At 68.3% G+C, this 14836-nt stretch carries 12 protein-coding genes; 6 read left to right on the top strand and 6 right to left on the bottom strand.

The window, feature by feature from the left end; genetic code table 11:
- Positions 1–427 precede the first annotated feature (427 nt).
- On the top strand, positions 428–2458 hold the full coding sequence (locus tag MKK65_RS28685) for a potassium transporter Kup (RefSeq protein ID WP_058191888.1): 2031 nt from the start codon (positions 428–430) through the stop codon (positions 2456–2458).
- Positions 2459–2541: 83 nt separating this feature from the next.
- Here the strand turns inward: MKK65_RS28685 and MKK65_RS28680 are convergent, their stop codons facing one another.
- The 4 genes from MKK65_RS28680 to MKK65_RS28665 form a co-directional block, all read right to left on the bottom strand.
- Complete coding sequence (locus MKK65_RS28680) at positions 2542–2940, bottom strand: hypothetical protein (protein WP_243961572.1); 399 nt, start codon at positions 2938–2940, stop codon at positions 2542–2544.
- Between the two features lie 75 nt (positions 2941–3015).
- On the bottom strand, positions 3016–5355 hold the full coding sequence (locus MKK65_RS28675) for a xanthine dehydrogenase family protein molybdopterin-binding subunit (protein ID WP_243961570.1): 2340 nt from the start codon (positions 5353–5355) through the stop codon (positions 3016–3018).
- Complete coding sequence (locus MKK65_RS28670; RefSeq protein WP_092042949.1) at positions 5352–5831, bottom strand: (2Fe-2S)-binding protein; 480 nt, start codon at positions 5829–5831, stop codon at positions 5352–5354. Before MKK65_RS28670 ends, MKK65_RS28675 begins: the two co-directional genes overlap by 4 nt.
- 414 nt (positions 5832–6245) lie before the next feature.
- Entirely contained in the window at positions 6246–6668 is a 423-nt protein-coding gene (locus tag MKK65_RS28665; RefSeq protein WP_243961569.1) for a gamma-butyrobetaine hydroxylase-like domain-containing protein, read from the bottom strand.
- Positions 6669–6749: 81 nt separating this feature from the next.
- Between MKK65_RS28665 and moaA the strand changes: the two genes are divergently transcribed.
- On the top strand, positions 6750–7808 hold the full coding sequence (gene moaA, locus MKK65_RS28660; RefSeq protein ID WP_243961567.1) for a GTP 3',8-cyclase MoaA: 1059 nt from the start codon (positions 6750–6752) through the stop codon (positions 7806–7808).
- Between the two features lie 4 nt (positions 7809–7812).
- Here moaA and radA read toward each other — a convergent pair whose 3' ends face one another.
- Both radA and alr read right to left on the bottom strand, forming a co-directional pair.
- Complete coding sequence (radA, locus tag MKK65_RS28655) at positions 7813–9249, bottom strand: DNA repair protein RadA (protein ID WP_243961566.1); 1437 nt, start codon at positions 9247–9249, stop codon at positions 7813–7815.
- 45 nt (positions 9250–9294) lie between these two features.
- Positions 9295–10377 (bottom strand): alanine racemase, encoded by a 1083-nt coding sequence (gene alr / locus MKK65_RS28650; protein WP_243961565.1) that lies wholly within the window; start codon positions 10375–10377, stop codon positions 9295–9297.
- A 707-nt stretch (positions 10378–11084) separates the two neighbouring features.
- Between alr and MKK65_RS28645 the strand changes: the two genes are divergently transcribed.
- The 4 genes from MKK65_RS28645 (at position 11085) to MKK65_RS28630 (ending at position 14810) form a co-directional block, all read left to right on the top strand.
- Positions 11085–11420, top strand: coding sequence for a DUF6968 family protein (locus MKK65_RS28645; protein ID WP_243961564.1), 336 nt, complete (start codon positions 11085–11087; stop codon positions 11418–11420).
- A 265-nt stretch (positions 11421–11685) separates the two neighbouring features.
- Positions 11686–12294, top strand: a complete 609-nt coding sequence (locus MKK65_RS28640; protein ID WP_058191883.1) for a CvpA family protein — start codon at positions 11686–11688, stop codon at positions 12292–12294.
- 132 nt (positions 12295–12426) lie between these two features.
- Entirely contained in the window at positions 12427–13896 is a 1470-nt protein-coding gene (gene purF, locus MKK65_RS28635) for an amidophosphoribosyltransferase (protein WP_243961563.1), read from the top strand.
- Positions 13897–14060: 164 nt separating this feature from the next.
- The gene (locus MKK65_RS28630; RefSeq protein WP_243961562.1) at positions 14061–14810 is read left to right on the top strand and encodes an SDR family NAD(P)-dependent oxidoreductase; all 750 of its coding nucleotides are present in this window, start codon (positions 14061–14063) and stop codon (positions 14808–14810) included.
- The last annotated feature ends 26 nt before the right edge of the window (positions 14811–14836 follow it).

Genomic DNA, 14836 nt, shown 5'->3' with positions numbered 1-14836 from the left:
GCAGGATTAACCGCCGTGTCATTCCGGGGCGCCGCAGGCGAGCCCGGAACCCAGAGCCGCCGACGGCGCAAGATTTTGAACTGTCGGCGGTTATGGATCCCGGGCTCCGCTTCGCGGCCCCGGGATGACAAGGCGGGTGATTAGAAGTTCGGAGAACTCTTGAGTCCCAAGAGAATTAAGTAAATTCCTCTGCCCCGGGCAGCCTTCCCCGCCGGCCCCGCTCCCACCGAAGCCCTGATCTTCGCCGTGCACCCGGTTTCCGGCCGCCCGAGGCCGTGATAGCAAGGCCGCACGATCCCGTGAGCGGTCGGCCTGGTGGCCGGCCCGCGTGGTTCGGCGGAGTTTTCGCGTCCTCCTGCCCGGCCCCACCAGGCCCCCTGAGCCGATCCGCGAAACGCCGGCCACGCCCGAGCCTCCGACATTCCGCATGAGCCAGACCTTCGCACCCGGCGTAGCACCTCAGCCCGTGCCCGCGGCCTCCGACGCCCCGCCCAACCCTGCCTCGGCGCCCGCCCCGGCGGGAGGCGAGACCGGCGGCTCCGGGCCCGAGCAGGCGGCGGCCCCCGCCGGCGCCCTTGATGCCCCCGAGAAAGCCGAGACGCGGCACGGCCATGCCGGCTTCTGGACGCTGCTGGTCGGCTCGGTCGGCGTCGTCTACGGCGATATCGGCACCAGCCCGCTCTATGCCTTCCGCGAGGCGCTGGTCCCGGCCCGCACCGACGGCATCCTGTTGCCCGAGGAGGTGATCGGCACCGTCTCGCTGATCCTCTGGGCGCTCTTCCTGATCGTGACGGTGAAGTACGTCCTGATCCTGCTGCGCATGGACAACAACGGCGAGGGCGGCATCCTCTCGCTGATGGCGCTGGCCCGCAAGGCGCTCGGCGGCTCGCGGATCGTCTTCATGCTCGGGCTGCTCGGCGCCTCGCTGTTCTACGGCGACGCGGTCATCACCCCGGCGATCTCGGTGCTCTCGGCCGTGGAGGGGCTGAAGCTCGTCACCCCGGCGCTGGACGATTACGTGTTGCCGATCACGGTGACGATCATCATCGCCCTGTTCCTCGTGCAGAATCGCGGGACCGCCAAGGTCGCGGCCTTCTTCGGGCCGATGACCGTCGTGTGGTTCGTCGCCATGGCGCTCGCGGCCCTGCCGCATATCGGCCTGCACCCGGAGGTGTTCCGCGCCGCCAACCCCTGGTACGCGGTGCATTACCTGCTCGGGCACGGCACCGGGGCACTGGTCGCGCTCGGTGCGGTGTTCCTGGCGGTGACCGGCGCAGAAGCGCTGTTCGCCGATCTCGGGCATTTCGGCCGCAAGCCGATCCAGGTGGCCTGGGTCTGCCTGGTCTTCCCGGCGCTCGCCCTGAACTATCTCGGCCAGGCGGCCCTGGTGCTGGAGAAGCCCGACACTGCCGACCCGTTCTTCCAGCTCGTCCCGGCCTGGGGCCTGCTCCCGATGGTGGTGCTGGCGACGCTGGCCACCGTGGTGGCGAGCCAGGCGGTGATCACCGGCGCCTTCTCGTTGTCCCGGCAGGCGATCCAGCTCGGCCTGCTGCCGCGCCTCGAGATCCGGCACACCTCCGAATCGCATGCCGGCCAGATCTACCTGCCGCAGATCAACGGGCTCCTGATGATCGGCGTCGTGCTGCTGGCGGTCCTGTTCAAGACCTCGTCGTCCTTGGCCTCGGCCTACGGCATCGCGGTGACCGGCACGATGCTGCTCACCGCCTCGATGACCTTCCTGGTGATCTGGCGGATGTGGGGCTGGTCGCCGGTGGCGGCCGCGCTGGTGATGCTGCCCTTCATCGTGCTGGAGTTCCTGTTCCTGCTCTCCAACCTGATCAAAGTGGTCGAGGGCGGCTACGTGCCCCTGATCCTGGCCGGTGCCCTGATCGTGCTGATGTGGACCTGGGTGCGCGGGGTTACGATCCTGTTCAACAAGACCCGCAAGACCGACGTACCGCTGGTCGAGCTGGTCGGCATGCTGGAGAAAAGCCCGCCCCACCACGTGCGCGGCACCGCGGTGTTCCTGACGAGCGACCCCGAGATCGCCCCGGCCGCGCTCCTGCACAACCTGAAGCACAACAAGGTGCTGCACGAGAAGAACGTGATCCTCACCGTCGAGACGGTGGACACCCCGCGCTCCAACGAAGCCGACAAGGTCCGGCTCGAGCCCGTGGGGCCGCATTTCTTCAAGGTCGTGATGAAGTTCGGCTACATGGAAACGCCGAACATCCCAAAAACCCTGGTGCTGCTGCGCCGCCAGGGCTTCAAGTTCGACATCATGGCGACGTCGTTCTTCCTGTCCCGCCGCTCGATCCGCCCGGCGACCCATTCGGGCATGCCGCTCTGGCAGGATCGGATCTTCATAACGCTGGCCAAGAACGCGAACGACGCCACGGACTTCTTCCAGATCCCCACGGGGCGGGTGGTCGAGGTCGGGACGCAGGTGACGGTCTGACGTCGCACGGCCCCTGGGATCGACGGAACGTCAAAGCGCTCCGCCAATCCTGAGGCGCGCGCAAGGAGGCGCGGAGCGGCGCTTCAGGGCGCCTTCTTCAACTGGCTCTCGGCGCGGGCTACGCCGGCCTCGCAGGCCGTCGCATCACCCTTCGAATCCGCGGTGCGCGCCTCGTCGAGCGCAACCTTGGCCTGCTGGGCGGCATCCGCACCCTCACCGGCCTGGGCCGACTTCTCCGGCGGGGCCTGGGGAGATTCGTTGGCGCGCTGGCCCTCGGTGCCGGTCATGCCCTCGCCGCTGCGCTTGGCGGCGTTGCCCTGGCCGCTGGTCGAGGCCGAGATCGAGGCGGTCGCCTCCGACGTCACCCGCTTGGACAGGGCGTCGATCTTGTCCGAGCAGGGGGAGGCGAGGACGGGGGCCGCCATCAGGATCAGGGCCAGGGGCACCGTGACGGAAACCGTGAAGGCGGCAGGACGCATCATCGTATCGAACTCTTTCATTGTGGGGGGCCGGGGATCAGGTCCCCGGTCCCCCAACGCGTCGCGAGGGAGCGCGGTTCAGGCGCTGAGCTGGTCGCGGATCGGCAATTGCCGCACGCGCCGGCCGGTGGCGGCGAAGACCGCGTTGGCGATGGCGGGCGCCACCGGCGGCACGCCGGGTTCGCCGACGCCGCCGAGCGGGCCGTCATAGGAGCCGGTCGGCACCAGGTGCACGCGGACCACCTTCGGGGCGGCGTCGATCCGGATGATCTCGTAGCCGTCGAAGTTGTTCTGCTGCGCCCGGCCCTGCTTGAAGGTGATCTCGGAGGTGAGGGCGAGCCCCATCCCCATGACCACGGCGCCTTCCATCTGGGACCGGATGCGCTCCGGGTTCACCTGCGGCCCGCAATCGACCGCGATGTCGATGGCGTGCACCTTCACCTGACCCTTGTCGTCGACCTCAACCTCAGCCGCCACCGACGTGTAGGTGACGAAGCTGTAGTGGCCGGCGATCCCGAGGCCGCGGCCCTTCGGCATCTGCCGTCCCCAGCCGGCGCCATTGGCGGCGGCCTCGATCACGCCGCGCAGGCGGCCGGTATCGATCGGGTAGAGCTTCGGGTCCTCGCCGTGGTTCCAGACGTCGCCGATGGAGGTCGGGTCGATCTTCCGGGCCGGGCCGATCAGGTCGAGCAGGTACTCCTTCGGGTCGCGGCCGGCGGCATGCGCCAGCTCCGACACGAAGGACTGGATCGCGAAGGCGTGCGGGATGTTCGAGACCGAGCGGAACCAGCCGATCCGGACATGGGCGGCGGCTTCCGGGTTCTCCATCCGGGCGTTGGGCAGGTTGAACGGCGTGTTCACCAGGCCCATCCCGAGCTCGAACGGCAGCTCGTGCTTCGGATCGGGCGCGAAGATCGAGCCGATCGTCGGCGCCACCGAGCGGTGCAGCCAGGCCACCGGCATGCCCTTCTCGTCGAGGCCGGCCTCCAGGTGCTCCACCGAGATCGTGTGGTAGTAGCCGTGGTGGATGTCGTCCTCGCGGGTCCAGGCGAGCTTGACCGGTGCGCCGTCCACCGCCTGCGAGCACAGGGCGGCTTCGACCACGTAATCCGGCTTGGACTTGCGCCCGAAGCCGCCGCCGAGCAGCGTGACGTTCACCTTGACCTTGTCGTCGGGCAGCTTGAGCGCCTTCATCAGGCGATCGTTGGCCGCCTGCGGACCCTGCGTGCAGGCCCAGGCCTCGCAGAACCCGTCCTTGACCCGGGCCACGGCGGCCGGGGGCTCCATCGGGGCCTGGACCAGGTGAGGCACGAAGTATTCGGCCTCGACCTTGGTCTTGGCCTTGGCCATCGCGCCGTCGACGTCGCCCTGGTTGCGCACCACCTTGCCGGGCTTGCGCGCGGCGGCCTCGAGCTCCTTGCGGAACACGTCGGTGTCGTAGCCGGCGTTCGGGCCGTCATCCCAGGTGATCTTGAGCGCGTCGCGCGCCTTCAGAGCCTCCCAGGTATTTTTCGCAACGACCGCGACGCCGCCCAGCGGCATGAACTCGGACGGGATCTCGCCGCCGTCGATCTTGAAGATCTTGACGACGCCCGCGACCTTCTTGGCCTCGGTGTCGTCGTAGGACTTGACCTTGCCGCCATAGACCGCCGGGCGGGCGACCACCGCGTACAGCATCCCGTCGAGCTTGGTGTCGAGGCCGTAGACGGCCCGGCCCGTGGTGATGTCGAAGTTGTCGATCAGCCCGATCTTGCCGGTGCCGATGTAGCGGAAGTCCTTCGGGTCCTTCAGCGTGACATTGGTCGGAACCGGCAGCTCGGAGGCCGCCTGCGCCACGGCGCCGTAGCCGAGGCTGCGCTTGGACTTGGCGTGCGTGAGGATGTGGTTGGACGCCGTCACCTCGGAGGCCGGCACGCCCCATTGCTTGGCCGCGGCCTCGATCAGCATCAGCCGCGCGGCGGCGCCGGCATGGCGGAAATGCTGGAAGAAGTGGCGCAGCGAGCGCGAGCCGTCGGTGTCCTGGTTGCCGAAGCGCGCCTCGTCGCCCCAGGCCTGGACCACCTTTACCTTCGGCCAATCGGCCTCGAGCTCGTCGGCGACGGTGAGCGCCACGGAGGTGCGCACGCCCTGGCCCATGTCGGAGCGGTGGTTGGTCACCGTGACGGTGCCGTCCGGGGCGATCGACACGAAGATCTTCGGATCGTCGCGCCAGCCATGCGGCATGCCGTCGGCGCCGAACTTCTGGGCCTTCTGCTCGGCGGTCTGGCCCTCGTCGGCGCGGGCGTCGCGCAGGGACAGGGCCAGCACCAGGGCGCCGGCGCCGCCGAGGATGCCGCGGCGGCTGACATTGGCGAGGACCGGCTTGGCGGTCGGCTTGGCTGAGGCCAGTTCGGCCATCATCTGGGCGTCGTGAATCACAGGCGCTCTCCCTTGCCGGCGGGCGCCGTCTGGCCGGCGGCCTGATGGATCGCCGCACGGATGCGCGGATAGGTGCCACAGCGGCAGATGTTGCCGCTCATCGTGTCGTCGATGTCCTGCTCGGACGGCTTCGGCGTGTCCTTGAGCAGCGCGGCGGCCTGCATGATCTGGCCGCACTGGCAGTAGCCGCACTGGGCGACGTTGAGGTCGCGCCAAGCGACCTGCACCGGGTGGTTGCCGTCGGGCGACAGGCCCTCGATGGTCACGACCTCCTGGTCGGCCGCCGCCGAGATCGGCGTGATGCAGGCCCTGGTCGCGGCGCCGCCCAGATGGATCGTGCAGGCGCCGCACAGCGACACGCCGCAGCCGAACTTGGTGCCGGTGAGGCCCAGCTCGTCGCGCAGGTACCACAGCAGTGGCATGTCGGGATCGCCGTCGAAGCTGCGCGCAGCCCCGTTCACGGTGAGTTTGATCATCGAAATATCCTGTCTGGCAACGCCGGAACGGCGCTCGGTCGGGTCTGAGCCGAGCCGGAGGCGACGACCGATCCTCTGGTCCACGCGTCCGCCTATGCGGGCTAACCCGACGAACGGGTCTCTGGGTTCAGAATAGGAAGAATTCTAATCCACCCAGGGAGTTTTGTGCAACGCAAGGTGGACGTGCCATGCAGCCGGAGACCCGCGCCGGGCACATGCCGCGTGCGGAGACGCACATGCCGCTCGGTGGACGGATCGTCTCTTCAGGGGCGTGCGGATGGAAATCCCTGTTGTTGCGCCGTCGCGATACGCAGGGCGCCGGCCCGCGCAGGTCGAGTCAAACGGGCGCGACGACGCGAGTGCCGATTTTGTCGGGCGACAGGCCGGCGGGGGCGTGCTGATGCCGATGCTGCCTCAGTGGCAGCCGCACGAACCCGAGCCGCACCCTCCGGTCTGCTTCGCCGGGGCGGTGCGCGCGGTCTCGCGGTCGAGGCCGCGCTCGGCCAGCTCGGACAGGTAGGTCTGCCAGCGCGCGTCGTAATCCCGGCCCAGCGTGTGCAGGTAGCCCCAGCCGTAGATGCCGGTGTCGTGCATGTCGTCGAAGCCGAGCTTGACGGCGTAGTTGCCGATCGGCTCCACCGCCAGGATCGCCACCGCGCGCTTGCCGCCGATCACCTTGCGCTCCAGGGGCGAATGGCCCTGCACCTCGGCGGACGGGCTCGACACCCGCAGGTACTCGGCCGGCAGGGCAAAGCGCGACCCATCCTCGAAGGCGACGTTGAGCACCCGCCGGTCGGCCGACAGGCGGATCTCGGTCGGCCACAGATCCTCGTTCACGGGTCACACTCCTCAAGCATCCGGGGGCTGCGGCCCGGGGGCTGCTTGCCCACGACCGTATCGGGCATCATATGCTCAATCATGCTCAATGACATCTCCAGCACGCCGCAGGGGTTTACGGCCGGTGCGCTCCGCACGCCGGCGCCCGCGCCGTTGATCGACCCGTTCCAGCGGGCGATCTCGTATCTGCGCATCTCGGTGACGGATCGCTGCGACCTACGCTGCGCCTACTGCATGTCGGAGACGATGCAGTTCCTGCCCAAGCGCGACCTGCTGACCCTGGAGGAGCTGGACCGGCTCTGTGGCGTGTTCATCGCCCGGGGCGTGCGCAAGCTCCGGATCACCGGCGGCGAGCCGCTCGTGCGCCGCGACATCATGCACCTGTTCCGCCGCCTGTCGCGGCACCTCGATTCGGGCGCTCTGGAGGAACTGACGCTGACCACCAACGGCACCCAGCTCGCGCGCTACGCGAACGAGTTGGCGAGCCTTGGGGTGCGCCGGATCAACGTCTCGCTCGATACCCTGGACGCGGCCAAGTTCCGGGCCATCACGCGCCGCGGCGATCTCCCGGTGGTGCTCGACGGTATCGCGGCTGCGCGGGCGGCCGGCATGAAGGTCAAGATCAACGCGGTGGCGTTGCGCGACGTCAACGCCGACGAGATCCCCGACATGATCGCCTGGGCCCACGGGCTCGGGATGGACATGACCCTGATCGAGGTGATGCCGCTGGGCGAGATCGAGGCCGACCGCACCGACCAGTTCCTGCCCCTGTCGGTGGCCCGGCAGCGCCTGGAGAGCCGCTACACCCTGACCCCGCTGCCCGATCGCACGGGCGGCCCGGCGCGCTACGTCCGGGTCGAGGAGACCGGCGGCAAGCTCGGCTTCATCACGCCGCTGACCCACAATTTCTGCGAGAGCTGCAATCGGGTGCGCCTGACCTGCACCGGCCAGCTCTACCTGTGCCTCGGCCAGGAAGACTCGGCGGATCTGCGGGCGGTGCTGCGGGCCTCAAACGACGATGCCGTGCTGGCCGCCGCCGTGGTCGAGGCGATCACGCGCAAGCCGAAGGGGCACGACTTCATCATCGAGCGCCAACGCCCGGCCGCGGTGCCGCGGCACATGAGCGTGACCGGCGGCTAGCCGTTCAGACCTCCTCGTCGGCGTAGCGCGATTGCGCCCGCCCGCGCTGCCCACCACTGCGCCGCGGCGCGCCGGCGCTGATCCCAGCCACGAGATCGGCGATGTGCCGGAGGGTCTCTACTGCCAGCGCCTTGTCGCCTTCGCCGCGGCCTTGCGGGATCAGGGCCTTGGCGAAGCCGAGCTTCTGGGCCTCCTTCAGCCGAGATCCGGCCTGGGCGACCGGCCGGATCGCCCCGGACAGGCCGATCTCACCGAAATACACGGTCTCCGGCGGCAGCACCGCCCCCGACAGGGACGAGACCAGGGCCGCGGCCACCGCGAGATCGGCCGCCGGCTCGGTGATCCGCAGGCCGCCGGCGACGTTCAGATACACGTCGTGGGTGCCGAGCCGGATGCCGCCATGGGCCTCGAGCACGGCCAGCACCATCGACAGCCGGTTCGGGTCCCAGCCGACCACGGCGCGGCGCGGCATGCCGAGCGAGGAGGGGGCCACCAGTGCCTGGATCTCCACCAGCAGGGGCCGCGTCCCCTCCATCCCGGCGAAGACCGCGGTGCCGGCGGCCTGATGGTCGCGCCCGGCCAGGAACAGGGCCGAGGGGTTGGGCACCTCGGCGAGCCCCGCATCGGTCATCTCGAACACGCCGATCTCGTCGGTGGGGCCGAACCGGTTCTTCACCGCGCGCAGGATGCGGAAATGGTGGCCCTGATCGCCCTCGAACGAGGCGACCGCGTCGACCATGTGCTCCACCACCCGGGGGCCGGCGATCTGCCCGTCCTTGGTGACATGGCCGACCAGGATCACCGCCGTGCCGGTGGTCTTGGCGAAGCGGATCAGCGCCTGGGCCGAGGAGCGCACCTGCGTGACCGTGCCGGGGGCCGATTCCACCGTCTCGGTCCACATGGTCTGGATCGAATCGATGATCGCCAAAGCCGGCGGGCGGCCCTGGCTGAGGGTCTCGATGATGTCCTCGACATTGGTCTCGGCGGCGAGGTCCACCGGCCGGTCGCTGAGCCCCAGCCTCTCGGCGCGCAGGCGGACCTGGCCGACCGCCTCCTCGCCGGAGATGTAGGCGACCCGCTCGCCGGTGCCCGCCATGGCGGCCGAGGCCTGCATCAGCAGGGTCGACTTGCCGATGCCGGGATCGCCACCGAGCAGGATCACCGAGCCGCGCACGAAGCCGCCGCCGGTCACCCGGTCGAGCTCGCCGATCCCCGAGGGGATGCGCGGCGCCTCCTTGGTCTCGCCGGTCAGCCCCTCCAGCGGAAACACCCGGCCGCGGGCACGCGACGGCCGGGTCGCGAGCGGGCCGGACTGGCCGGGCGCGGCGGCCGCCTCCTCGACGATCGTGTTCCAGCCGTTGCACGCCTCGCAGCGCCCGCGCCAGCGGTTGTAGACCGCCCCGCAGGATTGGCAGACGAAGGTCTGGTGGATCTTGGCCATTCGGGTCCGCGTGCCGCCGGTCCGGCATTCGAGGGTGGAGTCGGATCACCCTACATAAGTTCGAACATAACGCGAACCCAGCCCCGTCAGGATCTCGTAGCCGATTGTCCCGGCGGCGCGGCCGACCGTGTCGATGTCCAGGCTGTCGCCGATCAGCACGGCCGTCGCGCCGCGCCGGGCCGCGGGCGCCGCGGTCACATCGAGGATGATCAGGTCCATCGAGACCAGGCCCAGGATCGGGCAGGGCACGCCGCCGACCAGCGCCTGCCCGCGTCCGCTGATCGCCCGGGGGAAGCCGTCGGCGTAGCCGAGGGATAGGGTCGCGAGCCGGCTCGGGGCGGGGGCGGTCCAGCGGCCGTTATAGCCGACGCTGGTTCCGGCCTCGACAGGCCGCACCTGCGCAATCAGGGCCTCCAGCCGTACCACCGGGCGCATCGGGTTGGCGGAGTCCGGCGTCGGGTTGCCGCCGAACAGGGCGTAGCCCGGGCGCAGCAGGTCGTGCCGGGCGCCGTCGAGGAACACGCCGGAGGAATTGGCGAGGGACGCAAGCAGGCCCGGATAGGCCGCCCGGATCCGGGCGAAATCGGCGATCTGCCGGGCATTGACCGGGTCGGCCGGCTTCTCGGCACTGACGAAGTGGCTGAGCAGCAGATCGATGCCGGCGGCCGCGATGCACGGATCGCCGGCAAGCTCCAGCGCCTCCGGCACCGGCAGCCCCAAGCGGTTCATGCCGGTATCGACATGGAGCGCCGCCGCTCGACGCCCGCCCGAGAAGGCCGCCCATTCGGCGATTTCCTCACGGCTGCCTAGCACCGGGCGCAGGTCGTGCGCCGCGAAGGTCGTACAAGCGCCGGGCGGCAGGCCGTTCAGGATGTAGATCGCGGCCTCCGGCAGGGCGGCCCGGGCCGCGATGCCCTCGGACAGGTGGGCGACGAAGAAGGTCCGGCACCCGGCCTGCCACAGGGCCGGCCCGACCCGGGCGACGCCGCAGCCATAGGCATCGGCCTTCACCACGGCGGCGCAATCGGCCCCCCGGGCGGCCAGCATCCGCCAGTTCGCCGCGATCGCCCCGAGATCGATGGTCAGCCGGGCGCCGTGGGCGCTATCAATCGTTTGGGATTCAGTCATCTACCGGAAGCCTACCGTCCAATCATTCCTGAGCTGACATGCAAGATGCATGAACGGATTTTCGAGACGGATGTCTGTCTGCGGTTCATAGCAAAACAGTTGTCTGCAGAAAAGAAATCGTCCGGCTTGTGAACGGCGGGAGTCCGCCGGAGTAACGCTCGCGGCATGTCGACGGTTGGCACAATGCGTCATTCGGCGTGCGATCTGTTGACAGCGCCGGTGCCACGGGGTCGGCAAACGGATGCTCTACTGATAGGCTGCTTGACAATAGGAATTTATTCAGATAGGGATGCCCTGATTAAGGAGGCTGTACATGCGAAACGATTCAAAAATCGCCTTTGCGGTCGCTAGCAGACAGATAGAGTTATGCTGTCTTGAAATAAGGAGGGCGCTCATCGAAAACGAAATTACATCTAAGGAATACAATCCAAATCAGCCTCGCATTCCTGCAAGGCACACAGGCACTGGGCGATGAACTGACGGCGGAACTACCAACTTATCCCCGCCCCAAAAGATCGTGAATGCTCGCAAGTTACCCCTGTTCTCTCTTGCTGCATCTCAAGAAGACTGTGACGAACAGTATCGCCGCGATTTGATTGTTTGCAAATTTACTGGTCTGCGTGCATGCTACGCCCAAGCTATGGTTAGACTTGTTGCATGCGAGCGCGGGCATTCGATTCCGCCCCTAAACTTCTAAGGACGCTGCCATGATCATCGCAAAAAGAAATCTAGCGGTGCGTTTGCCGTCCGGTGATAACCAAGTGGAGATTTCTATCCATGCTCCAGAATTGCAGGACGGAGTTTGGGCGTGTCGATATCAGATTGGGTGGCCAAATCAAAACAGGGCGAGTTTTGCTGCGGGAGTCGACTCAATTCAGGCCCTTCATCTAGCCTTACAGAAGATTGGTATGGAATTGTATGTCAGTCCCTATCACCTGTCCGGCGACTTAAGGTGGGAAAAAACCGGGGACGGGTATGGCTTCCCGGTGCCCAAGAATGGTCGCGATATGCTCGTCGGTGCAGATAAGTCGTTCGAGGGCTGACGATGGGTGTGTGCTTCTATCCGCGTTGAGTGGGCGTCGAACGCTCGCGCCCAACGGGGTGACCTGCAAAACGCCGCCGCGGCGCCCCAGTCTGGCATTGAGCCGCCCTGTTGCCCCGGCCTGGTCTGATGCACGGACGGCACAGGCCGCACTGGAGGCCCCTCGCCGAGGGTGACGGCCGAGGTTCGGCTTGGTATACTTCGTCTGCGGTCCTGGGGAGCCGCAGGGCCGCCGCGGCATCCCCACTGGTGCCTAAAGTTCACAGATGCCGTTTACCGTCCTGGATCTCGTCGTGCTCGGCATCGTCGCGGTCTCCGCGCTGCTCGCGGCCGTGCGTGGCGTCACCCGCGAAGTGCTGGCGATCATCGCCTGGGTGGCCGCCGCCGCCGTCGCGTGGTCGTTCTATCCGATGCTGCTTCCGCTGGTGAAGCAGCACGTCAACAGCGATACCGTGGCGCTGGTCGCCTCCATCGCGGCGATCTTCCTCGGCACGCTGATCGTCGTCTCGATTATCACCGTGAAGATCTCCGACGTGGTGCTCGATTCGCGCATCGGCGCGGTCGACCGCTCGCTCGGCTTCCTGTTCGGGGCGGGGCGCGGCTTCCTGATCTGCGTGATCGGCTGGGTGTTCCTGTCCTGGCTGGTTCAGGGCAAGGTGCCGGACTGGGCGGCGCAGGCGCGCACGCGCCCGATGCTGGAGAAATCCGGCGACGCCCTGGTGGCCCAGCTGCCTGAGAATCCGGAGGGCTTCCTGAAGCAGTTCAAGAAGCCGAAGGCTGTCACGCCGCCCAACGAGGCGGCCGACGCGCCTGCCGAGACCGATCCGGCGCCCCAGCGCCGCACCGAGACCGCGCCGAGCCCGACGCGACGCTGATCTGCGGCACGCGCCGTTGGTCGGTCTGCGCGGAGCGCCTAGATAGCGGTTCCGGAACCAATCGGATGATATCCGCGACGACCGGCGCGCCGGCCCGTCGCCGCCGGGACTCGTGAAGTGATCGATCGCAGCATGTCCCACTCCGACGCTTATGCCTCCGATTTCGACCTCGACGGCGACACGCTGCGCGAGGAGTGCGGCGTCTTCGGCATCTTCGGGCACCCGGAGGCCTCGGCCATCGTGGCGCTTGGCCTGCACGCCCTGCAGCATCGCGGGCAGGAGGCGGCCGGGATCGTCTCCTTCGACGGCTCGGTGTTCCATTCCGAGCGCCGCCCCGGTCTCGTGGGCGATTCCTTCTCGGACGGCGACACCATCGCCCGGCTCAAGGGCCGCGCCGCCATTGGGCACGTGCGCTACTCGACCACCGGCGGGACCATCCTGCGCAACGTGCAGCCGCTCTTCGCCGAGCTGGCCAGCGGCGGCCTCGCCGTCGCCCATAACGGCAACCTCACCAACGCCCTGTCGATCCGGCGCGACCTCGTGCGCGACGGCGCGATCACCCAGTCGACCTCCGACACCGAGGTGATCCTCCACCTGGCGGCCCGCTCGCGGAAGCCCCGGATCGTCGAGCGCTTCATCGACGCCCTGCAGGCGATCCAGGGCGCGTATGCGATCGTGGCGCTTACCAACAAGAAGCTGATCGGCGCCCGCGACCCTCTGGGCATCCGCCCGCTGGTGCTCGGCGAGCTCGACGGCCGCTACATGCTCGCCTCCGAGACCTGCGCCCTCGACATCATCGGCGCTCGCTACGTCCGCGATATCGAGAACGGCGAGGTCGTGGTGATCTCCGAAGAAGGCGTCGAGTCGATCCGCTTCGCCGACGCCGTGCCGATGCGCCCGTGCATCTTCGAGTACATCTATTTCGCACGGCCGGATTCCTTGGTGAACGGCAAGAGCGTCTACGCGGTGCGCAAGGCCATCGGCCACGAGCTCGCCCGCGAGGCCGCCGTCGCGGCCGATATCGTCGTGCCGGTGCCGGATTCCGGCGTGCCCGCTGCGCTGGGCTTCGCCCAGGAGACCGGCATCCCCTTCGAGATGGGGATCATCCGCAACCACTATGTCGGCCGCACCTTCATCCAGCCGACCCAGTCGGTGCGCGAGCTCGGCGTGCGAATGAAGCACTCGGCCAACCGGGCGGCGATCGAGGGCAAGAGCATCGTGCTGGTTGACGACAGCCTGGTGCGCGGCACGACCTCGGTGAAGATCGTCCGGATGATGCGCGAGGCCGGCGCCGCGGAGGTGCATTTCCGGATCGCTTCGCCGCCGATCACCTACCCGGACTTCTACGGGATCGACACGCCGGAGCGGGAGAAGCTGCTCGCCGCGACGCACGATCTCGAGGCGATGCGCAAGTATATCGGCGCGGACTCGCTCGCCTTCCTGTCGATCCCGGGCCTCTACCGGGCGATGGGCGAGGAGGAGCGGAATACGGCCTGCCCGCAATACACCGACCATTGCTTTACGGGCGACTACCCGACCGGCCTGACCGACCTCTCCATCGCCGGCCCGAAGCGCTTCGCGATGCTAGCCGAAGCGGACTGAGCTGGCACAGAGGGGGCTCCTAAAGGGCAAGCCCTTTGGCGGGGTCCAGGGGCGGCGCCCATGGGCCTTCGCAGAGCTCTGCCCTGCACCCGCAAAAGGTCACGGACCTTTTGAAACCGGAATTTTCCGGTCCCCCTGGCGCGGAAATGCGCTAGGTCCTGATCATGGCTGATCCTCAGAGAAAGCTCGAAGGCCGCGTCGCGGTCGTCACCGGGGCGTCCCGCGGCATCGGGCGGGCTGCCGCCCTGGCCTTGGCCGAGGCCGGCGCCCACGTGGTCGCGGTGGCCCGCACGGTGGGCGCCCTGGAGGAGCTGGACGACGCCATCCGGGCGGCCGGATCCAGCGCCACCCTCGTGCCGTTCGACCTTGCGGATTACGACGCCATCGACCGGCTCGGCGCGGCGATCAACGAGCGCTGGAAACGGCTCGACATCCTGGTCGGCAATGCCGGCATCCTCGGCGCGCTCATGCCGATCGGCCACATCACCCCGAAGGTCTGGGGCCAGGTGATGGACGTGAACGTCACCGCCAACTGGCGCCTGATCCGCTCGCTGGACCCGCTGCTGCGCATGTCCGATGCCGGCCGGGTGGTCTTCGTCTCGTCCGGGGCCGCCTCGAAATGCCGGGCCTATTGGGGGCCGTACTCCGTTTCGAAGGCGGCGCTCGAAGCGCTGGTGCGGACCTACGCGGCGGAGACCGAGACCACCGCGATCCGGGCGATGCTGCTCAACCCGGGGCCGCTGCGCACCGGCATGCGCCGCTCGGCCATGCCGGGGGAGGACCCCGAGACCCTCAAGACGCCCGAGGATCTCGCCCCCCACTTCGTGCGGCTCGCCGCGCCGGACTGGACCGAGACCGGCAAGCTCTACGATTTCCCCACCGATCGGGTGCTGAGTTTCCGCACGCCCGCGTAGAGGGGTCCGGGGCCTGCGGCCCCGGC

The organism is Methylobacterium sp. J-001 (assembly GCF_022829565.1).
Taxonomy (GTDB): domain Bacteria; phylum Pseudomonadota; class Alphaproteobacteria; order Rhizobiales; family Beijerinckiaceae; genus Methylobacterium.
Note: the sequence above shows the minus strand (reverse complement) of the source record. Positions and strands in the feature narration are given on the sequence as shown.